Origin of the sequence: Amycolatopsis sp. (genome assembly GCF_036008905.1) — a bacterium.
Taxonomy (GTDB): domain Bacteria; phylum Actinomycetota; class Actinomycetes; order Mycobacteriales; family Pseudonocardiaceae; genus Amycolatopsis.
Window position 1 is genome coordinate 35342 of record NZ_DASYMU010000007.1, and the last position, 21365, is coordinate 56706.

General features: G+C 68.7%; 18 protein-coding genes. 16 read left to right on the forward strand and 2 right to left on the reverse strand.

Features of this window, described 5'->3' with window-relative positions:
* Positions 1-19: 19 nt before the first annotated feature.
* The 7 genes from aspS (at position 20) to VGP60_RS00890 (ending at position 8151) form a co-directional block, all read left to right on the forward strand.
* Entirely contained in the window at positions 20-1810 is a 1791-nt protein-coding gene (gene aspS, locus VGP60_RS00860) for an aspartate--tRNA ligase (RefSeq protein WP_327545860.1), read from the forward strand.
* Positions 1811-2752: a DUF389 domain-containing protein gene (locus VGP60_RS00865; RefSeq protein WP_327545861.1), complete on the forward strand. Its 942-nt coding sequence runs from the start codon at positions 1811-1813 to the stop codon at positions 2750-2752.
* Between the two features lie 79 nt (positions 2753-2831).
* Complete coding sequence (locus VGP60_RS00870; protein WP_327545862.1) at positions 2832-4019, forward strand: phosphotransferase; 1188 nt, start codon at positions 2832-2834, stop codon at positions 4017-4019.
* A gap of 68 nt (positions 4020-4087) precedes the next feature.
* Positions 4088-4954 carry an SGNH/GDSL hydrolase family protein gene (locus VGP60_RS00875; RefSeq protein WP_327545863.1) on the forward strand — a complete coding sequence of 289 codons (867 nt, stop codon included), beginning with the start codon at positions 4088-4090 and terminating at the stop codon, positions 4952-4954.
* Between the two features lie 98 nt (positions 4955-5052).
* On the forward strand, positions 5053-6114 hold the full coding sequence (locus tag VGP60_RS00880; RefSeq protein ID WP_327545864.1) for a cobalamin-independent methionine synthase II family protein: 1062 nt from the start codon (positions 5053-5055) through the stop codon (positions 6112-6114).
* 87 nt (positions 6115-6201) lie between these two features.
* A complete protein-coding gene (locus VGP60_RS00885; RefSeq protein WP_327545865.1) occupies positions 6202-7155 on the forward strand; it encodes a hypothetical protein in 954 nt (317 codons plus the stop codon).
* Between the two features lie 6 nt (positions 7156-7161).
* Complete coding sequence (locus VGP60_RS00890) at positions 7162-8151, forward strand: MCE family protein (protein WP_327545866.1); 990 nt, start codon at positions 7162-7164, stop codon at positions 8149-8151.
* Here the strand turns inward: VGP60_RS00890 and VGP60_RS00895 are convergent.
* On the reverse strand, positions 8123-8884 hold the full coding sequence (locus tag VGP60_RS00895) for a metallophosphoesterase family protein (protein ID WP_327545867.1): 762 nt from the start codon (positions 8882-8884) through the stop codon (positions 8123-8125). The genes VGP60_RS00890 and VGP60_RS00895 overlap by 29 nt on opposite strands.
* A gap of 74 nt (positions 8885-8958) precedes the next feature.
* Here VGP60_RS00895 and VGP60_RS00900 point away from each other — a divergent pair, with 74 nt between their 5' ends.
* Positions 8959-10329, forward strand: a complete 1371-nt coding sequence (locus VGP60_RS00900; protein WP_327545868.1) for a replication-associated recombination protein A — start codon at positions 8959-8961, stop codon at positions 10327-10329.
* A gap of 80 nt (positions 10330-10409) precedes the next feature.
* Here the strand turns inward: VGP60_RS00900 and VGP60_RS00905 are convergent, their stop codons facing one another.
* Positions 10410-12485 carry a phosphocholine-specific phospholipase C gene (locus VGP60_RS00905; protein ID WP_327545869.1) on the reverse strand — a complete coding sequence of 692 codons (2076 nt, stop codon included), beginning with the start codon at positions 12483-12485 and terminating at the stop codon, positions 10410-10412.
* A gap of 102 nt (positions 12486-12587) precedes the next feature.
* On the opposite strand from VGP60_RS00905, the gene VGP60_RS00910 reads away from it, so the two are divergent.
* The 8 genes from VGP60_RS00910 to VGP60_RS00945 all read left to right on the forward strand — a co-directional run bounded on the left by VGP60_RS00910 (position 12588) and on the right by VGP60_RS00945 (position 21361).
* Positions 12588-13451 (forward strand): NAD(P)-dependent oxidoreductase, encoded by an 864-nt coding sequence (locus tag VGP60_RS00910; protein WP_327545870.1) that lies wholly within the window; start codon positions 12588-12590, stop codon positions 13449-13451.
* An 87-nt stretch (positions 13452-13538) separates the two neighbouring features.
* A complete protein-coding gene (locus VGP60_RS00915) occupies positions 13539-13949 on the forward strand; it encodes a DUF948 domain-containing protein (protein WP_327545871.1) in 411 nt (136 codons plus the stop codon).
* Positions 13946-14248 carry a hypothetical protein gene (locus tag VGP60_RS00920; protein WP_327545872.1) on the forward strand — a complete coding sequence of 101 codons (303 nt, stop codon included), beginning with the start codon at positions 13946-13948 and terminating at the stop codon, positions 14246-14248. The genes VGP60_RS00915 and VGP60_RS00920 overlap by 4 nt, the downstream gene beginning before the upstream one ends.
* 109 nt (positions 14249-14357) lie before the next feature.
* The gene (gene alaS, locus VGP60_RS00925; protein ID WP_327545873.1) at positions 14358-17024 is read left to right on the forward strand and encodes an alanine--tRNA ligase; all 2667 of its coding nucleotides are present in this window, start codon (positions 14358-14360) and stop codon (positions 17022-17024) included.
* Complete coding sequence (gene ruvX / locus VGP60_RS00930; RefSeq protein ID WP_327545922.1) at positions 17024-17515, forward strand: Holliday junction resolvase RuvX; 492 nt, start codon at positions 17024-17026, stop codon at positions 17513-17515. The genes alaS and ruvX overlap by 1 nt, the downstream gene beginning before the upstream one ends.
* A gap of 314 nt (positions 17516-17829) precedes the next feature.
* Entirely contained in the window at positions 17830-19188 is a 1359-nt protein-coding gene (mltG, locus tag VGP60_RS00935; RefSeq protein WP_327545874.1) for an endolytic transglycosylase MltG, read from the forward strand.
* A gap of 16 nt (positions 19189-19204) precedes the next feature.
* A complete protein-coding gene (locus VGP60_RS00940) occupies positions 19205-20035 on the forward strand; it encodes a shikimate dehydrogenase (RefSeq protein WP_327545923.1) in 831 nt (276 codons plus the stop codon).
* A 63-nt stretch (positions 20036-20098) separates the two neighbouring features.
* Positions 20099-21361: a GrpB family protein gene (locus VGP60_RS00945; protein WP_327545875.1), complete on the forward strand. Its 1263-nt coding sequence runs from the start codon at positions 20099-20101 to the stop codon at positions 21359-21361.
* Positions 21362-21365: the final 4 nt, after the last annotated feature.

Sequence of the window (21365 nt, forward strand, 5' to 3'; positions counted from 1 at the left end):
CTAGAGAGGATCCTGCGTAGTGCTTCGCACCCACAACGCCGGCACATTGCGTGCCGAGCACGCCGGCCAGACCGTCACCCTCACCGGATGGGTGGCCCGGCGGCGCGATCACGGTGGGGTGATCTTCATCGATCTGCGCGACGCGAGCGGGATCTCCCAGGTCGTCTTCCGTGAAGGAGAGATGGCCGAGCGCGCCCACCAGCTGCGCTCCGAATACTGCGTCCGCATCGTCGGCGAGGTCTCCGCCCGGCCCCAGGGCAACGCCAACGACGAGATCCCGACCGGCGCGATCGAAGTGCTCGCCACCGAGCTCGAGGTGCTGTCGGAAGCCGCGCCGCTGCCGTTCCCGATCGACGAGCGCGTCGACGTCGGTGAAGAGGTCCGACTCAAGCACCGCTACCTCGACCTCCGCCGCAGCGGCCCCGCCAAGGCGATGCGCTTGCGCAGCGAGGTCAACCGCGCGGCCCGCGAGGTGCTGCACGCGCAGGACTTCGTCGAGATCGAGACCCCGACGCTGACCCGTTCCACCCCCGAAGGCGCCCGCGACTTCCTGGTTCCCGCGCGTCTGCGCCCGGGTTCCTGGTACGCGCTGCCGCAGTCGCCGCAGCTGTTCAAGCAGCTGCTGATGGTCGGCGGCTTGGAGCGGTACTACCAGATCGCCCGCTGCTACCGCGACGAAGACTTCCGCGCCGACAGGCAGCCGGAGTTCACCCAGCTCGACATCGAGATGAGCTTCGTCGAGCAGGACGACATCATCGCGCTCGGCGAGCAGGTCACCGTGGCGCTGTGGAAGCTGATCGGCCACGACATCCCGCAGCCGTTCCCGCGGATCACCTACGCCGACGCGATGGCGAAGTACGGTTCGGACAAGCCGGACCTGCGCTTCGACCTCGAGCTCACCGACATGACGGAGTACTTCGCGGACACCCCGTTCCGCGTCTTCCAGTCGCCGTACGTCGGTGCCGTGGTCATGGCAGGCGGAGCCGGCCAGCCGCGCCGCACGCTCGACGCGTGGCAGGAGTGGGCGAAGCAGCGTGGCGCCCGCGGCCTCGCGTACGTGCTCGTGAACGAGGACGGCACGCTCGGCGGCCCGGTCGCCAAGAACCTGTCCGAGAAGGAGCGCGAAGGCCTCGCCGAGGCTGCTGGGGCGAAGCCCGGTGACTGCGTCTTCTTCGGTGCGGGCCAGGCCGCCGACGTCCGCCCGCTGCTTGGCGCCGCGCGCGTCGAGATCGGCAAGCGCCTCGGCCTGATCGACGAGAACGCCTGGTCGTTCGTCTGGGTCGTCGACTTCCCGATGTTCCAGTCCGCCGCCGAGGCCGTCGCTTCCGACGACGTCGCCGTCGGTGCCGGCAAGTGGACGGCACTGCACCACGCCTTCACCTCGCCGACGCCGGAATGGACGGACAAGCTCGAGCAGGACCCGGGCAACGCGCTCGCGTACGCCTACGACATCGTCTGCAACGGCAACGAAATCGGTGGCGGCTCGATCCGTATCCACCAGGCCGAGTTGCAGAAGCGCGTCTTCGAGATCATGGGACTGTCCGAGGAGGACGCGCAGGAGAAGTTCGGCTTCCTGCTCGACGCCTTCCAGTTCGGCCCGCCGCCGCACGGCGGCATCGCGTTCGGCTGGGACAGGATCGTCATGCTGCTTTCCGGGGCGGACTCGCTGCGGGACGTCATCGCGTTCCCGAAGACCGGCGGCGGTTTCGACCCGCTGACGGCGGCGCCCGCCCCGATCACCCCGGAGCAGCGTAAGGAAGCCGGCGTCGACGCGAAACCGGCCGCGCCCAAGCAGCCCACCCAGCGGTAGGTGCTTCACCTCAGGGCGGTGTGCCCGCCGGACCAGACCGCTGAAGCGGTCGAAATCCTGCGGGCACACTCCGGAGTCGCGCATCTCGTCGTGCATCACGGCGTCGCGGTCAAACCCGGGGGTGACCTGATCGAGGCCGACATCGCGCGCGAGTCGACCGACGAGATCGTCGACTCGCTGTGCGGGCTGCAGCTGGACCGCACGGGCGGGATCACCCTCGAAACGATCGAAACGGCGTTGTCGGACGCGGCGGACAAGGCCGAAGAGGACGCTCCCGGTGAGGGTGCGGACGCCGTGGTCTGGCAGGAACTGCTCGGCAGGACCGGCGAGGAGTCCCGGCTCAACGTCACCTTCCTCGCGTTCCTGGCCATCGCCTGCCTGCTGGCCGCGGTCGGCATCGTCACCGATTCGCCGGTGACGATCGTCGGTGCGATGGTGGTGGGCCCGGAGTTCGGTCCGCTGGCGGCGATCGCGGTGGGACTGGTGCTGCGACGCGGGGATCTGGTCCGCCGGGCGGCGGTCGCGCTGGGCATCGGGTTTCCGGTCGCGATGCTCGTCACCCTGGGTGCCACGCTGCTCGCGGAGGCGACCGGGTTGTTCGCGGCCTCGGATCTCATCGGGGAGCACCAGGTCGACTTCATCTACCAGGTCGGCCCGTACGCGCTGATCGTGGCGCTGCTGGCCGGCGCGGCCGGGATGTTGTCGATGACGTCGGCGAAATCCGCGGCGCTGGTCGGCGTGTTCATCTCGGTCACCACGGTGCCGGCCGCGGGGTACGCGGTGGTCGCCGCGGTGCTCGGTGAATGGGACAGATGTCTGAGTTCCGCCGGTCAGCTCGTGGTGAACCTGATCGGAATCGTTCTAGCTGCGGCCATTGTGCTGATTTTTCGCCGGAACAAGCAACGTTCTGACGTTGCGCAACGTCCGCTCTCACAAGGCTGACTGCGTTACAACGTCTTTGCCCACAATTGTCCGAATGGAAGTGGTCATGGTTACTCGCTCACTAGTAGGGTCGGTGGCAATGACAGTGGACACCTCCTCTGCCGACGACTCGACTGTCGGAGCAGGAGCCGAAGCTCATGACATCGGAGCGGCTGTCGCGGCTGGTGAATCGGTGCTGGCGCATCGGTTCGGCAGCGCGATCAGGCTGGTCGACGCGGAAGAGCTGGCCGGTAGCGGCCCGGCCACCGTGGTTCGCGCCAGAGTTGCCTCTTCGCCCTTTGAGTTGCCTTGCACACTGGTGATCAAGCATTACCCGGTGCGACCGCAGCCCGGGATGATCGATTCCTTCGCCCAGGAGGCGGTCAGCTACCAGCTGTTCACCGCGCTGGCGCCGGAGGACCGCATGTGCCCCGAGCTGCTCGCGCATGACGGCAAGCACCGCGTCCTCGTCATCGACGACCTCGGCAGCGCGCCGACCCTGCAGGACAAGCTGAGGTCGTCCGACGCCAGGGCGGCCGAGTCCTCGCTGCTTTCGTGGGCACGGTCGCTCGGGCGGCTCCACGCCACCACAGCCAGCCGGGAAGCCGATTTCAACGCTCTGCTGCGGCGGCTCGGTGGTCCGGCGAAGGGCGAGGACACCACGCCGGTGGTGGCCTGTGCGCAGCTGCCCGCACTGCTCGAAGAGGTACTCCAGGTAAAGACGCCTGAGTCGGTCCGTCAGCGCGCGGAACGCTCCGCGGAGTACGCGCGGTCGTCGGCGTACCGCGCGTTCAGCCCCGCGGACCTCAGCCCCGAAAACAACCTCGTCACCAGCTCGGGTGTCCGATTCCTCGACTTCGAGCGCGGCCGTGTGCGCAACGCGCTGGTCGACGCCGCGTACCTGCGGCTGCCGTTCGCGGCCTTCCCGGGCGCGCTCGCGCTGCCCGCCGGGATGAGCGAAGCGATGGTCGCCGCGTGGCGCGCCGAAGCCGCGACGGCCTGGCCGGCGCTGGCCGACGACGTCGCGCTCGCCGGCTACCTGATGGACAGCCAGCTGCTGCTCGTCTGGATGGTCACCTGGGATCTGTTGCCCACCCTGCCCGCGGGTACGGGCGCCGGCCCGCTCAGCAGGCAGGCCGCTCTCGTGTCGTGGTGGCGCGAAGTCGCGAAGCACGCGGAGAGGCTCAAGCTGACCGACGTCGTCGACCACGCGCTGGAAGTAGCGGACAAATTGGACGCTCGCTTCGGTCCTGGTCTGGAATTGGCGCTGTACCCGGCTTTCCGGTAACCCGGGCACCGAGGATTCGCCGAGCCGACCTCAGCCCGTTACCCAGGCATCACCGCAGGTGAGTCTGCATGCCCGATGGTCAGGGTGTGACCGTGGTGAGCGTCGAAGTCACTCAGGAACCCGATCCCCTCTACTCCGTCAGTCCCGCTGAACCAGCCGAACCGGAATCCCCGCGTCAGGCACGCCGTTTGGTCGTGCTCGGGGACTCCACCGCGGTGGGACTGGGCGATCCGCTGCCCGGTGGCGGCTGGCGTGGCGTCGGCCCGCTGGTCGCCGACGCGCTCGGCGTCGAACCGGACGGCTATCTCAACCCGTCCTTCCCCGGTGCCCGGATGCGCTGCGTCCGCACCGACCAGTTGCCGGCCGCGCTGGAGCATCGCGCCGACGTCGCGCTCGTCGTGGTCGGCATGAACGACACCCTGCGCTCGGATTTCGACGCGGTGGCCATGGCCGGCGACCTCGCCGCGGTGATCACCGAGCTGAACGCCGTCGGCACCACCGTGATCCCCGTCCGCTTCCACGACCACGGCCGGGTGTTCCGGCTCCCCGCTTCGCTGCGGCGCGCCCTTTCGTCGCGGATCGGCGAACTCAACGACGTCATCGACGGCGTGGTCACCCGGCTCGGCGCGCCCTGTGTCGACCTGCACTCGCTGCCCGGGGCTTACGAACTCGCGACGTGGAGCGTGGACCGGCTGCACCCCTCGGAGCTCGGACATCGCTTGCTGGCGACCGGTTTCACCGAGCGGATCGCCGACGCCGGGTTCGAAATCCCCGAGCCGGTGAGCATGACCTGCTCGGGCGGCGCGAGCCACGGCACGGCCGAACACGTCGGCTGGCTGATCATCAAGGGTATTCCGTGGCTATGGCGGCGCGGCCGGGATCTGGTGCCCTATGCGGTCTCGATCATGTGGCGTTCGGTACGTACTTCTCGATAGTGCGAAATACACGAATTCGAAATAAGCAAGATCGGAGTTGGCGGACCGCGTAGTTCTCCGGGATGATAGGTGATCGCAATCCCGGGAGGACTACCTTTATGATCATTCCCACCGAGCCCATCGGCAGCATTCCGCGTCCGGCTTTCCTTCTTGAGGCAATGGCGGACTTCGCCGCCGGGAAGATCGATTCCACCCAGTTGGCGGTACTGGAAGGAAAGGCGCTGGCCGACACGGTCAGCCGCTTCGAGCAGACCGGCTCCCCGGTGATCACCGACGGCGAGCAGGGAAAGCCGAGTTTCGCGACGTATCCGCTGGCGGGCTTGGTATCCCTGGCTCCGGACGGCGTTGTCATTCCCTTTGCGGACGGCCACACCCGCCAGCTGCCGCGGTTGACCGAAGGCCCGTTCCGCTACCAGACCTTCGCGGACGAATATCTGAAGAAAGCGCTGGCGCAAGCGACCAAACCGGTGAAGCAGGCCGTCATCGCCGCTTCCGCGGTCAGCCTGATCTATCCCGGCGACGGTTTGCCTGGTTACTCGCGGGAGGAATTCCTTGCCGATTTGGCAGACGAGGCCGAGGCCGATATCCGCCGGAGTCTCGACGCGGGTGCGGACAGCGTGCAGATCGATTTCACCGAAGCCAGGCTCTCGTTGAAACTGGACCCGTCCGGTGGTCTGCTGCGTTCGTTCGTCGAACTCAACAATGTCGTGCTGAGCCGGTTTTCCGAAGAGTATCGGCGGAATATCGGCGTGCACACCTGCCCCGGTGGCGACCAGGATTCGGTGCACAGTCTCGATATCGACTACGCCGGGCTGCTGCCGACGTTGTTCGAACTCGACGCGGGCAATTTCTACGTCCAGCTCGCGAGTGAAGCCGAGCCGCGCAAGGCACTCGAGACGATCAAGAACCACCTGCGGCCGGGGCAGCGGGTCTTCGTCGGCGTGATCGATCCGATCAACCCCGAGGTCGAGACCGTGGAACTGGTTCGCGACAGGGTTCTCCAGGCGGCGGAGTTCATTCCGGTCGACCGTCTCGGCACCTGCGACGACTGCGGGTTCTCCCCGTTCGCCGACGACACCTCGACGTCACGCGACATCGCGTTCGCGAAGATCGCCGCGCGCGTGGAGGGCACCAGGCTGGCGGCCGAAGCACTCGGCTAGCGAGTTCTCAGCAGCGTGGAGGTGGGCAGGGCGGGGCGCCTGCCTCCACGCTTGTCCGGCGGGGCCGACGTGAAACCGGGAGAAACCATGTCCACGAGCGAGCAAACAGTCATCCCGGCGAGGCCGGCGGAGTCCTTTTTCGGTTCCGGGCCTTACCCGGCCCACAAGACACGGGTGATCGCCTGGTCGGTGCTGGCCGGGTTCGTGCTCACCATCATCTGGTCCGCGCCGTTCGTCGATTCGGTCATCGGTGACAGCGTCGCCAACACACTGCTCGGCCACGACGCGAAGGAAACGCCGGTCAACGGCGCGCTCGCCGGGACGTTCTTCGCTTTCGTCTCCGGGCTCGCCGGGTCGTTCACGGCGTGCAACATCGCCGCGTTCGGCGCCGTGGCCCCGCTCGTCGGCGGCGAAACCGCCGGACGGCGCCGCTTCCTCACCACGCTGAAGCCGCTGGGCTGGATTTCGGCGGGGATGCTGACGGTTTCGGTGGTCTACGGCGTGCTCGTCGCGATCGTGGGCGTCCGGATGCCGCAGTTCGCCACCGCGCCGACGACCGGGCTGTCGGCGCGCAGCATCCAGTCGATGATCGCGTTCGGGATCATCGGCCTGGCCTTCATCGTGCTCGGCCTCGCCGCCGTCGGCGCGATCCCCAATCCGCTGGCGGGTCTCACCCGGCGGTTCCCCGCGGCACCGCTCGTCGTCATGGGCGCGCTGATCGGCGGGTTCCTGATCGGGCGCCCGTATCCGCTGTTCCGGATCATGTTCCGCGACGCCGCCGAGTCCCACAACGTGTTCTACGGCGCCGCGGCCTTCGCCCTGCAGTCGGTGGGCAACATCCTGGTCATGGGCCTACTGTTCCTGCTGCTGGTGCACGCGACCGGTGGCCGGGTGCAGCGGTGGCTCGGCGCCAAACCCGCCCGGATCGCCGTCGTGACCGGTGCCGCACTGCTCGTCGGCGGCACCTTCACGCTGCTCTACTGGGACCTGCGGGTCCTCGGCAGGCTCGGCGTGATCTGGTACCCGATGATCAACTGGTAGCTGCAGATGTCCAAGAGCTTTCGCAGCGGGAACCCGGTCACGGTCGCGGTCGTCGGCCTGACCGTGCTGACTCTGGCTGTGCTCACCGCGGTGAACGTCCCGGACCTGCCGCTCGTCGGAGACGGCACGAAATACGCCGCCGAATTCGGCGAAGCGGCGGGTCTGACCGAAGGTGACGCCGTGCGCGTAGCCGGGGTGAAGGTGGGCAAGGTGTCGAGTGTCGAGCTCGCCGGGGACAAGGTCGAGGTGTCGTTCCGCGCCAAGGACGTCTGGCTCGGCGACCGGACCTCGGCCGCGATCAAGCTCGAAACGTTGCTGGGCAAGAAGTATCTCGCGCTGGAGCCGTTCGGCGACGACGTGCTCGACCCCACCGAGCCGATTCCCCGGGCGCGTACCACCACGCCCTACGAACTCACCGACGCGTTCGAGGATCTCGTCACGACGGTGAACGGCGTCGACACGAACCAGCTCGCCACGAGCTTCGACGCTCTGTCGCAGACCTTCGCGAACACACCCGCGGATGTGAAAGGCACGCTGTCGGGACTCTCGCAGCTGTCTGACACGCTGTCCCGCCGAGACAGTCAGCTGTCCCGGCTGCTGGCCAACACCCGGCTGGTTTCCGCCACGCTGGCCGATCGTGATGCCCAGCTCGTCCAGCTCATGAGTGACGGCAACCAGCTGCTCGACGAGGTCACGCGGCGGAAACAGGCGATCAGCGCGCTGCTGACCGGCGCGACGACCCTGTCGCGAGAGCTGCGGGGCCTGGTCGACGACAACGACGACCAGCTGGATCCGGTGCTGACGCAGCTCGACCGGCTGACGACGATGCTGCAACGCAACCAGGTCGCCCTCGACCTCGGCATCCAGCGGTTCGCGCCGTTCGTGCGGATCTTCACCAACGGCGCGGGCAACGGCCGGTGGATCGACGGCTATCTGTGCGGCCTGGTCTTGCCGTCGTTCGGCCCGGTCAACGAGGAAGGTTGCCGATCCTGGTGAACACGGCGAGCGCTTCGGTGTCGGACGCCGGGGACCGGACGAAATCCTGGGCCCAGGTCTCGATATCGGCGTACGTGGAACTGTCCACAAGGGACTGACAGGCGGCCTCGGCGTCGAACCGGGTCCGTCGCAGTTGGACAGCGGGCCCGGACGCGCCGCCGAGCAACGCCCAGTGCGCCCCGACCGAGCCGTACGGCATGCCGACGCTGCCCGGGTTGACCACCAGGCGGCGGTCCACGAGCCGGGTGAACGGCATATGGGTGTGCCCGCAGACCACGGTCTCGGCCTCGACACCGTCGAGCACCTCGGACCACCGGGCCATCGGGGAGTCGACCAGCGCGATCTCCTCGTCGTCGCGCGGGGTGGCGTGACAGAAGAGCACTTCGCCGAGCCCGGTGACCGGCAGCGTCACCGTCAGGGGCAGGGCACCGAGCAGTTCGACGTGGGCGCCGGTCAGCTGTGCCGCCGCCCAGGGCGCGATCGGGTCGGGGATCTTGGTGTCGCCACCGCGCGCGAGCTGGACCAGTTCGCGATCCGCGTTGCCGCGCACCCACACCGCGCGGTCACCGAGTTCGGCCAGTCTATCGAGGGTTTGTGCAGGTAGCGGGCCTGCGGCGAGGTCGCCGGTGAGCACGATCCGGTCCGCGCTCGCGACGTCCGGCTCGGCCAGGACGGCCTCCAGCGCGGGCAGCACGCCGTGGATGTCGGAGAGGACGGCCACACGATCGTTCATGCGCACAGCCTGCCCGTTGTCCCGGGCACCCGGCCAGCGGTGTTCGCAGCGGGCGCAACGGCTACCGTCAAGGCGTGGCACAGGACGAACTCTTCACCGTGAACCCCGATCTGGGGCCGCCTCCGGAGCCGTCGGAGGCACCCCGGGTGCAGGCGGCACGCGCGGAGTCGCCGCTCGCCGTGCGCATGCGTCCCCGTTCGCTGGACGAGGTCGTCGGCCAGCAGCACCTCCTGCGTGAGGGCGCGCCCCTGCGCCGGCTCGTGGAAGGCGCCGCGCCCGCGTCCGTGCTGCTGTACGGACCGCCGGGGACGGGCAAGACCACGCTCGCGAACCTGGTTTCGGCCGCCACCGGACGGCGGTTCGTGGCGATGTCCGCGCTGTCGGCCGGGGTGAAGGAGGTCCGCGGGGTCATCGAGGAGGCCCGGCGGCGGCGCAACTACAACGCCGAGAACACCGTCCTGTTCATCGACGAGGTCCACCGGTTCTCGAAGACCCAGCAGGACGCGCTGCTCGGCGCGGTCGAGGACAGGACCGTCCTGCTGGTGGCCGCGACCACGGAGAACCCGTCGTTCTCGGTGGTTTCGCCGCTGCTGTCCCGCTCGCTCGTGCTCCAGTTGCGCGAGCTCGGCGACGACGACATCCGCGCGCTCATCAAGCGCGCGCTGACCGACGAGCGAGGCCTCGGCGACCGGCTGAAGCTGACCGACGAAGCCGAAGACCACCTCGTCCGCTTGGCTTCCGGCGACGCGCGACGCGCGCTGACCGCTTTGGAGGCCGCGGCGGACGCGGCCTCGGCGACCGAGCACAAGACCATCGACCTCGCCATCGTCGAGTCCACTGTGGACAAGGCGGCCGTGCGCTACGACCGCGACGGCGACCAGCACTACGACGTGATCAGCGCGTTCATCAAGTCGATCCGCGGCTCCGACGTGGACGCGGCGCTGCACTATTTGGCGCGGATGATCGAAGCGGGGGAGGACCCGCGGTTCCTGGCGCGCCGGCTCGTCGTGCACGCCAGCGAGGACATCGGCATGGCGGACCCGACAGCGCTGCAGGCGGCCGTCGCGGCTTCCCACGCGGTGCAGTTCATCGGCATGCCCGAGGGCAGGCTCGCGCTGGCCCAGGCGACCATCCACCTCGCGACCGCGCCGAAGTCGAACGCCGTGGTCGCCGGAATCGACGCCGCACTGGCCGACGTCCGCGCCGGGCGTATCGGGACGGTTCCGCCGCATCTGCGCGACGGGCACTACGCGGGGGCGGCGAAACTGGGGAACGCCCAGGGCTACCGGTATCCGCATGACGTGGCCGACGGTGTCTTGGCGCAGCAGTACCCGCCGGATGAGCTGGTGGGCGAGGATTACTACAACCCGACCCAGCGCGGCGCCGAGCGGACCCTGTCCGAGCGGGTGCCGAAACTGCGGCGGACTATCCGGGGAACTTCGTAAGCCGCGGTTATTACCCCAAAGCGGCGTTGGGGGCGTTGAGTGCCCCCAACGCCGCTTTGGGGTAATGGTGGGGCCCGAAGTCAGCCGCTGACCCCAGTCCGCCCGTCCTCGACCCGCCCGGTCAACGTCCGCAGGAACGAAGCATCACCATCAGCCGTGACCCGGATGTCGTACCACCCCTGGGAAGCAGGCCAATCCACCGCCGCGGACCGCCCCGCCGGAACCCGCACAACCCGGTTGGCTTGCCCATAACGAGAAGCCGTCAACCGCAACGTAACCGCTCGAGAACCGGAATTGACGAACGAAAACTCCACCCCACACCGCTGAGGCAGGAACCGAGTCCACACATCCACCCCGGCCGCCATCCCGGAAGAACTCCCGCGAAGCTCCCACCAAGACCGGTTCGGCCCTTGCACCGCAACCCGATACGTGTCACCGCCCAGCGAAAGCGACGAAGAACCGACCACATCGTGATGCGCGGGCTCAGCCAGCTCACCCGCATACGGGTACACCGCGAAATGCGCCGACGAACGCCCGGAGTTGGTCAACTGCAGAGCCAGCTTCCCCGCGTCAACACGTCCCGAAACCGAGACCTGGTAAGGCAAAGCCCGCGCCGGCCGGGTGCCGGGCTCGGCCACCGGCAGCTTCTGCTCCACCGGCGGAGCGGGATGCCACCGGCTGATCGGCGCCGGCACCGCGCCCGGGCGCTTCAGGTGCGGAGGCCGTCCCTGCCGGGAGAAGTCGAACGCGCCGGTCAGGTCCCCGGCCACCGTCCGCCGCCAGTTCGAGATGTTCGGCTCGGCGACGCCGGTCCAGCGTTCCAGCAGCCGCAGCACCGAAGTGTGGTCGTACACCTGGGAATCCACGTAGCCACCGACGGTCCACGGCGACACCACGGTCATCGGCACGCGCGGCCCGAAGCCGAGGGGCTGCCCGCCGAAGTGGTCGGCGTCGTTCGCGGCGTTGCCCGGCGGCACGGGCGGGGGCACGTGGTCGAAGTAACCGTCGTTCTCGTCGAAGTTGATCAGCAGCGCGGTTTTCGACCAGGTGTCGTGGTCCGAAGCGATCGCGTCGAGCACGTTGTAGATCAGGTTCGCGCTGCCGACCGGCGTCGACGCGCCAGGGTGCTCGGAGTCGACCGCGGACGGCACCAGCCAGCTCACCTTCGGCAGGGTGCGCGCCTTGATGTCCGTGCGGAGCTGGCTCACGAGCGAAAGCGGTTCACCGCGGTACATGCCTTTGCGGAACAGGCTGCGCTCGGCGGGCGTCAGCTTGGCGACGGCCGCGTCGAACTGCGCGCGCAGGGTTTTCTGTTCCTCGGCTGTCTTGCCGAAGAGCGCGAAGTAGAACTCCTCGGTGGTCCGGTAGCCGCCGTCGACCGAAGCCAGGATCTTCTTGCCGATCTTCTTGAACGGCACGAAGTACTCCACCGCGTTGTCGGTGAAGTTGTCCCACTCCTGGTAGATCCGCCAGGAGACCCCGGCCGCTTCGAGCCGCTCGGGGTAGCTGGTCCAGTCGTAACCGGCGTGGTCGTAGGAGTACGCCGCGTTGGTGACCGCGCGCGCGGTGCTGCCGGGCTCGTTGCCGACCGTGCCGGTCCACAGGAAGTTCCGGTTCGGGTTGGTCGAACCGAAGATCGAGCAGTGGTAGGCGTCGCAGAGGGTGAACGTGTCGGCGAGTTCGTACTGCAGCGCGATGTCGGCGCGGTCGTAGTAGGTCATGGTCGCCGGGCTCTTCGCGGCGACCCAGCCGTTGTTCCAGCCGCGCGCCCACGCCTGGCCGGTGCCGGTCCAGCTGTGATCGAGGTCGCCGAGGTACTGGATGTCGGACGCGTTGCGCCCGGCCCGCTCGGCTTCCTTCCGCAGCGAGAACGGCAGCACGGTCCCACCGCCGGGCGTGGGCTGTTCGAAGACGGACTTCCCACCCGGCAATTCGAGCGGGTGCGCGTCGGAGAACCCGCGGACACCCCGCAGCGCGCCGAAATAGTGGTCGAACGAGCGGTTCTCCTGCGTGAGCACGATGACGTGCTCGACGGCGTCGAGCCCGCCGCGGCGCATCGGCTCGGCCATGGCGGTGTGGACCGACGGCGGGAGCAGGGAACCGGCGACGGCGGCGCCGGTGAGGCCGAGCAGGTGGCGGCGTGACAGTTCAGGCATGCGCCGACCCTCGCCCAGTCAGGTGAACGCCGTGGCTTGCCGAGATGGCGAGCGGGTGACTCTTGCCCGGCGTGCACACGGTGCGCAGGGCAGACTGGGACCATGACTTCTCGTCCCACCGTCGCCTTGCTCGGTACCGGCATCATGGGCCTGCCGATGGCCGCCAACCTGCTCGCCGCCGGCCTCACGGTCCGCGTGTGGAACCGCACCGTCGAAAAGGCCCGGCCGCTCGCCGAACAGGGCGCCGAAGTGTTCGCGACCCCGGCCGAAGCGGTCGCGGGTGCCGAAATCGTGGTCACCATGCTGGCCGAGGGCCAAGCCGTCCAGGACACCTTCGACGCCGCGTCCCTGCCGCCAGGCGTGCTCTGGATCCAGATGAGCACCGTCGGCGTCGACTGGACCGACAAGCTCGCCGCGGCCGCCGAAAAAGCGGGTGTCGCCTTCGTGGACGCGCCCGTCCTCGGCACGAAACAGCCCGCCGAGCAGGGAAAGCTGGTAGTCCTGGCCGCCGGTTCCGAAGAGCTGCGCGAAAGGTGCGCCCCGGTGTTCGACGCCGTCGGCGGCCGGACGCTGTGGGTCGGCCCCGTCGGCACGGCCACGCGGCTCAAGCTGGTCGCCAACGCCTGGGTCCTCGCGCTGACCAACGCGACCGCCGAGAGCGTCGGCCTCGCGCAGGCACTCGGCGTCGACCCGAACCTGTTCCTCGAAGCCATCAAGGGCGGCTCACTCGACGTGCCATACGCGCATCTCAAGGGCGCCGCGATGGTCGCCGGGGAGTTCCCGCCCGCGTTTCCCGCGCGGCTCGCGGCGAAGGACGCGCGGCTGGTGCTCGAAGCGGCCGGGGACACCGTCGACCTCAGCGGCACGGCGGCCACGCTCGGTCACCTCGAAGCCGCCGTCGAAGCCGGGTATGGCGACGAGGACATGGCAGCTCTCTATCGGGCTGTCGTGCCGGGGTCGCGGTAAGTGACGACTCGCCGGGCCAGTACGGCTGAACGGTGTGCCGCGCGGTAACCTGACCGCCCATCACACCCAGACTTCTCAGGAGGGCACGTGTCGGCAGGGCAGATCGCCGCGCTGGTTGCCGCAGTAGCGTTCGTCGTACTGGTGGTGATGCTGGTGATCACCCTGGGCAAGCTCGGGAAGACCCTCGACGCGGCCACGGACGCGATCGTCAAGGCGAACGAGAACACCGACCCGATCCTCGTCGGGGCGAACCAGACGATTACCCATGTGAACACCCAGCTCGAGCGCGTCGACGGGATCACCGCGAACGCCCAAGCCGTCAGTGGCAACGTTTCCGCGCTGTCGTCGGTGTTCACCGCGACCCTCGGCGGCCCGCTGGTGAAGACCGCCGCGCTGTCCTACGGCGTCAGCAAGGCCATCCGGGTGCGCCGTAAAAAGAAGGCCTCGAAGCTCGCCGCCAAGGCCGCCCGTCCCGAGCGGAAGAGCAAGAACCGATGAAGCGCCTCTTCTGGCTCGGCCTCGGCGTCGTGACCGGTGTCGCATTGTCCCGCAAGGCCACCGAAACCGCTCGCCAGGTGACTCCGGCGGGGTTAGCCTCGAACCTGGGCGACGCCGTGCGCGAGCTGGCCGGCGCCGTCGGTTCGTTCGGCGCCGAAGTGCGCGCCGGGATGAGTGAGCGGGAGCAGGAGCTGCACAACATGGTCGAGGACCGATCCGGCGTCACCGCGCGGCTGCGCGACGGCAGGCACGCCGCGGCCGAACGCCCCGTCCGGCGAGCTCGCCGGGCGGAGGGCTGATCCAGCCGCGTCCCCGCACGCTGCGCGAAGACCCTCCGCCGCCGTCGGCCGCCCCTCTCGATCCCGGCTCGGCGTATCACCGCCGGCCAGAGCGCAAGGACAGTTTTCAGTGGAAACACACGAGATCAACAATCGCTTCCTGACGTACTTCGAACGCAACGGCCACACCCGGGTCCCCAGCGCTTCGCTGATCCTGGACGACCCGAACCTGCTGTTCGTCAACGCCGGCATGGTCCAGTTCAAGCCGTACTTCCTGGGCGAGGCCCCGCCGCCGTACCCGCGCGCGACCAGCATCCAGAAGTGCGTCCGCACCGGGGACATCGAAGAGGTCGGCAAGACCACCCGGCACAACACCTTCTTCCAGATGGCCGGGAACTTCTCCTTCGGCGACTACTTCAAAGAGGGCGCCATCGAGCGCGCCTGGGGCCTGCTGACGGGTTCGGTCGCCGACGGCGGTTACGGGCTCGACCCCGATCGCCTGTGGGCCACGGTCTACGAGCAGGACACCGAGACGGCCGCGCTGTGGCGCAAGATCACCGGCCTGCCGTCCGAGCGGATCCAGGTTCGCGGTGGCGAGGACAACTACTGGGACATGGGTGTGCCCGGTCCGGGTGGGCCCTGCTCGGAGATCTATTACGACCGCGGCCCGGAGTACGGCCGCGACGGCGGCCCGGTCGTCGACGAGGATCGCTACATCGAGATCTGGAACCTGGTGTTCATGCAGGACATCCGGGGGGAGCAGAGCCCGAAGAAGGGCTTCCCGGTCATCGGTGAGCTGCCGAAGAAGAACATCGACACCGGCATGGGCGTCGAGCGGGTCGCGACGATCCTGCAGGGCGTCGAGAACGTCTACGAGACCGACCTCGTCCGCCCGGTGATCGGCAAGGCCGAAGAGTTCTCCGGCCACAGCTACGGCAAGAGCCACGTCGACGACGTCCGCTTCCGCGTGATCGCCGACCACGCCCGCTCCGGCGTGATGCTGATCGGTGACGGCGTGACGCCGGGCAACGACGGCCGCGGTTACGTGCTGCGCCGACTGCTGCGCCGCATCGTCCGCTCGACGCGCCTGCTGGGTGTGCACGAGCCGGTGCTGCCCGCCTTCGCCGAGGTCGTCCGCGACTCGATGGGCCCGTCGTACCCGGAGCTCGTCAAGGACTTCGGCCGGATCTCGGACATCATGAAGACCGAGGAAGAGGCCTTCCTCTCCACGCTCACCAGCGGCTCGCGCATCTTCGACATGGCGGCTGTGCAGATCAAGGCCGACGGCGGCAGCACGCTCGCCGGGGACCAGGCGTTCCAGCTGCACGACACCTACGGCTTCCCGATCGACCTCACCTTGGAGATGGCCTCCGAGCAGGGCCTCTCGGTCGACGAAGAGGGCTTCCGCACGCTCATGAACGAGCAGCGGCAGCGCGCGAAGGCCGACGCCAAGACCCGCAAGACCGGGCACGGCGACCTTTCGGTGTACCGCAAGGTGCTCGAGCAGCACGGCGAGACCGAGTTCCTCGGCTACACCGATCTGCAGTCCGACGCGAAGGTCATCGGCCTGCTCGAAGACGGCGTCTCGGTGACCCGCGTCGGCGAGGGCAAGAAGGCCGAGCTCGTGCTCGACCGCACCCCGTTCTACGCCGAAAGCGGTGGTCAGGTCGCCGACACCGGCGTGCTCGTGGGCGATGGCGTCGAGCTCAAGGTGCTCGACGTCCAGAAGGTCGTGCCAGGGCTGTTCGTGCACCGCGTCGAGGTCGTCGCGGGCGAGGTCGGTCTCGACACCCGGCTCAGCGGTTCGGTCGACGTGCACCGGCGCTCCGCGATCGAGCGTTCGCACTCGGCCACGCACCTCGTGCACGCCGCGGTGCGCAACGCCTACGGCAAGCGCGCGGCGCAGGCCGGTTCGCTGAACGCCCCGGGCCGGATGCGCTTCGACTTCACCTCTTCGGGTGCGGTTTCGGCCGACGTGCTGACCTCGGTCGAAGAAGAGGTCAACGAGTATCTGCAGACCGACGTCGAGGTCCAGACCATGGTCACGACCAAGGACAAGGCCCTCGAGATGGGCGCGATAGCGCTCTTCGGTGAGAAGTACGGCAACGACGTCCGCATGGTCGACATGGGCGAGTACTCCCGCGAGCTCTGCGGTGGCACGCACGTGGACCGCATCGGGCAGCTGGGCCTGGTCAAGCTGATCGGCGACTCGTCCATCGGCTCGGGCGTGCACCGCGTCGAGGCGCTGGTCGGCACGGACGCGCTGCGGCACGTCCGCAAGGAGCAGCTGCTCGTCTCGCAGCTGGCGGGCACGTTCAAGGTGCCGACCGACGAGCTCCCCGGCCGGATCGACGACGTGCTCACCCGCCTTCGCAACGCGGAGAAGGAGATCGAGCAGCTGAAGACGCAGGCGGTACTGGGTTCGGCGGGCTCGCTCGCCGACACCGCCGAGGACGTCAACGGCATCACGTTCGTGGCGCAGAAGCTCGGCGAGGGCGTCGACGCCAACGGCCTGCGCGCGCTGGCCGCCGACATCCGCGGCCGTTTCGGCTCACGGCCCGGTGTGGTCGCGCTGTTCGCGCCCGCGGGGGAGAAGGTCAGCTTCGTCGTCGCGACGACGGCCGCCGCCCGTGACAAGGGTTTCGCGGCCGGCAAGCTCGTCCCGTCCTTCGCGGCCGCCATCGGCGGTCGTGGCGGCGGCAAGCCGGACCTCGCCCAGGGTGGTGGCGCCGAGCCGGCCGGTATCGAGCAGGCGATCGTCTCGTTGCGTGCCGCGGTGTCGAACGGCGTGGCTTGATAAACGACAGGCGCCCGGATCGTCCTGGTGAGGGCGATCCGGGCCGCGGTCGGCGGCTCGCGGTGGACGTCGGGTCTGTCCGGGTAGGGGTCGCGCTCAGCGATCCCGCCCCCATGCTCGCCAGTCCACTGGTTACCCTCGTCCGTGATGAGCGCGACGACACGGATCTCGAGCAGCTTGCCCAACTCGTCACCGAGCACGAGGTGGTCGAGGTGATCGTGGGTTTGCCCAGGACACTCGCGGACAGGCAGGGCCCGGCCGCTACCATCGCGATCGAGTACGCCGAAAGGGTCGCGACCCGCGTCGCGCCCGTGCCGGTACGGCTCGCCGACGAACGGCTGACCACGGTCACCGCGTCGCGGATGCTGTCCCAGCGCGGCGTCAAAGGACGTAAGCAGCGTGCCGTGATCGACCAGGCGGCCGCTGTCGAAATTTTGCAGGCATGGCTGGACGGCGCTGCGGCCTACCGCGCGCGGACGGGAGAGTCATGACCGAGCCACGGGACGGTTCCGAAAGCACCGGGGGCAGGCGGCGGCTCAGGCCGCAGGCCCAGCCGCCGGCTTTCGCCGAGTCGCCAGAGCCCGGAGAACGCAGATCGCGCCACGGCCGCCGTGAGGCACCGGAGCCACCCGCGCCACCACGGTCTGCCCGGCCGCCGCGCCCGGCGCAGGACTCGCCTCCGCCCCCCGCGCTGCCGCCGCTGCCGCAGCCGTCCGGGTCGCAGCCTTCCGGGTCGCATCCGCTGCCCCCGCGCCCGCGTCGGTTACCTCCGAGGCCTCCCCAATCGGGTGACGCCGGTATCGGCATGCCCGCACGACGACGCGTTCACCCGCTGCAGCCGCCGCCCGACGAGCGTCCGACCGAGATCATCCATCTCGAACCCGAGTTCGAGGACGAGTTCGAGGACGTGGCCGACGGCGAGTACGCGGACGACTACGACGAGTACGAAGACGAAGAAGACTTCTACGACGAGGACGAAGAACTCGAAGAACAAGCGCACGCGGAGCCGGAGTACATCGAGGGCGACCGCCCGCCCCGCAAGCGGAAGCGCGGCAAGCGCGTCTTCGGCTGGGTCGCCGCACTCGTCGTCATCGCCCTGCTCGTCGGCGGTGCCTGGTACGGCGTGAACAGCATCTTCGGCTACGACGACTTCAAGGGCTCCGGCGACGCCGACGTCCTCGTCCAGGTGGCCGACGGCGACTCCACCGGCGCGATCGCCGCCAAGCTCACCGCGGCCGGGGTCGTGGCGAGCAACAAGGCGTTCACCAAGGCCGGCGCGGACAACGGCGACGTCACGAAGATCCGCCCTGGCTACTACGTACTGAAGAAGAACATGTCCGGCGCGAGCGCGGTGGAGCGGATCACGACCGCCGGGTCGCGGGTCGGCGAGCTGCAGATCAAGTCGTACACCCAGTTCGACGACGTCACCCAGCCCGACAACAAGGTCACCCCCGGGATCTTCAGCCTGCTGGCGAAGGCGTCCTGCGCCGACATCAACGGCAAGAGCACGTGCATCCCGGTCGAGGAGTTGCGCAAGACCGTGGAAACGGTGGACTTGGCCTCGATCGGCGTGCCGAGCTGGGCCATCGACGAGGCCAACAAGACCCCGGACAAGTTCCGGCGCCTCGAAGGCCTGGTCGCGCCGGGCGTCTACGACGTTCAGCCCGGATGGTCGGCGACAGAGCTCTTAACGCATGTGGTCAAGGCTTCAGCGGCCGAGCTGCAGGTCGCCGGGCTCAACGACAAGGCGGCCTTCCAGGGGCAGAACCCGTATCAGATCCTCACCATCGCCTCGATCATCGAGCGTGAAGGCGTCAAGGCGGACTTCGCGAAGATCTCCAGGGTCATCTACAACCGGCTGGCCGTGAAGATGAAGCTGGAGATGGATTCGACGGTCAACTACGCGCTCGAGCGGCCGGTGCTGACGACCGACCGAGCCGACCGGAACAAGGGCGGCCCCTACAACACCTATCAGAGCGTCGGCCTCCCTCCGACGCCGATCTCCGCGCCGAGCCCGGAAGCCATCCAGGCGGCGTTGAAGCCGGTGGACGGGGACATCATCTTCTTCGTCAAGTGCGAGAAGAACGGTCTGTCGTGCTTCGCCACGACGAACACCGAGCACAACAAGAACAGGGACGACGCGCAGGCCCGTGGTGTCTACTGAGCCACGCCGGGCCGCCGTGCTCGGAAAGCCCGTGGAGCACTCGCTTTCGCCGGTGCTCCACGGCGCCGCGTACCGCGCGCTCGGCCTGACCGGCTGGACGTACGACCGCGTCGAGATGGACGCCGAGGGCCTTCCCGGGTACGTCGGCGGTCTCGGCCCGGAGTGGACCGGGCTGTCGGTGACCATGCCGGGCAAGCGCGCCGCGCTGGACTTCGCCGACGAGGTGACGCCGCGGGCGGCCGCCGTCGGCGCGGCGAACACCCTGGTGCGTAATGGTTCCGGCTGGCTGGCGGACTGCACGGACGTCGACGGTGTGGTGGGTGCGCTGCGGGTCGCGGGCGGGTACGTCCCGGCCGCGGGTGACGTCGGCGTGGTGCTGGGTGCCGGTGGCACCGCGGCGGCGACGGTCGTCGGGCTCGAAGCGCTGGGCCTGCGATCGGTGCGGCTCGTCGTGCGGGAGCCCGCGCGGGCCGCGGAAACCTTGCAGGCGGCGAAGCTCGCCGGGCTGGCCGTCGAGGTGCTGCGGTGGTCCGAAGTGGACTTCACGGTGCTGGCCGCCGAAGCCGCGGTGGTGGTGAGCACGGTTCCTTCGGTGGCCCTCGACGCGCATGTCGGCGAGCTCGCCGGGGCGCGGTGCCTGCTGGACGTGATCTACCACCCGTGGCCGACACCGCTGTCCAAGGCCGTGGCCGCCCGCGGTGGCCGGTTGGCGACCGGGCTGGACATGTTGCTGCACCAGGCTTTCGGGCAGGTCGAGCACTTCACCGGACTCGGCGCGCCCCGCGAAGCCATGCGGGACGCGCTGGCCGAAGCGACCGGAAATCAGGTCCCGCTTCCGCTGGCTTGAGTCTTCCCGGTTGATCACGCGTGTTAAGCTGGCCGACTGCCTTGGGGAAGGAACAAGCCAGTCATGCCGAAGCCAGACCGCGAGAATTACTCCGACGACGAGATCGAAGCTTTGTGGGTCGAGCAAGCTCCGCAGCTGAATTCGACCGTTACCCTCGCCGACTACGACCCGTCCTGGCCCGTGCTCTACGAACGGGAAGCCGCGCGAATCCGCGAGATTCTCGGCGACCGGGTCCTCCAGCTCGAGCACGTCGGTTCGACGTCGGTGCCCGGCCTCTGCGCCAAGCCGATCGTCGACATCATGCTCATCGTCCCGGACTCCTCCGACGAGAGCACCTACCTGCCCGACCTCGAAGACGCGGGCTACAAGCTCGTCATCCGGGAGCCGGACTGGGAAGCGCACCGGGCGTTCAAGGGCCCGGACACCAATATCAACCTGCACGTCTATTCGCCGTCCAGCACCCAGATCGAGCGCTACCGGCTCTTCCGCGAACGGATGCGGGCCCACGACGACGAGCGTGACCTGTACGCCGCCACCAAGCGTGAGCTCGCTCAGCGGACCTGGAAGTACATCCAGCACTACGCCGACGCCAAGACAGCCGTGATCGACGAGATCATCGCCAGGGCACGGGCCGAGCAGGTGGCGCCGTACGACGAGTTCAGCGAGGCTTACGCGGACCACGCGGCGGACAACCCGTATCAGGCGCTCTACGACCGCCCGGCGATCCTGAAGCTGGCCGGGCCCGTGGCCGGCAAGCGGGTCCTCGACGTCGGCTGCGCGGCCGGGCACCTCACCGCGAAACTCGCCGAGCGCGGCGCGGACGTCATCGGCATCGACCTCAGCCAGGGCATGGTCGACCTCGCCCGCAAACGCCACGGCGACCAGGCGCGGTTCGAGCGGGCGGACCTGGCCGAGCCGCTGACCTTTCTCGAGGACGGGTCGATCGACCTGGTCACGGCCTCGCTGGTCCTGCATTACCTGCTCGACTGGGGTCCCACGCTCGGCGAGTTCCGCCGGGTGCTGCGCCAGGGTGGCGCGCTGGTGCTGTCGGTCCACCATCCGGAGGACTGGCACTGGTTCGACCGGCCGGACTACTTCCGGACCGAACGGGTCACCGACGAGTTCCCGATCGGCGGGAAGCCCCAGGAGGTCCAGTTCTACCGCCGCCCGCTGAACAAGACGTTCGGCGCGCTGCGTCAGGCCGGTTTCACCATCGACGAGATCGCCGAGCCGATGCCGTTGCCCGAGGCCAGGCACCTCGCACCCGCGGTGTACGAGAACCTCAGCACCAAGCCGCGGTTCCTGTACTTCCGGGCCGTCAAGTAGCTTG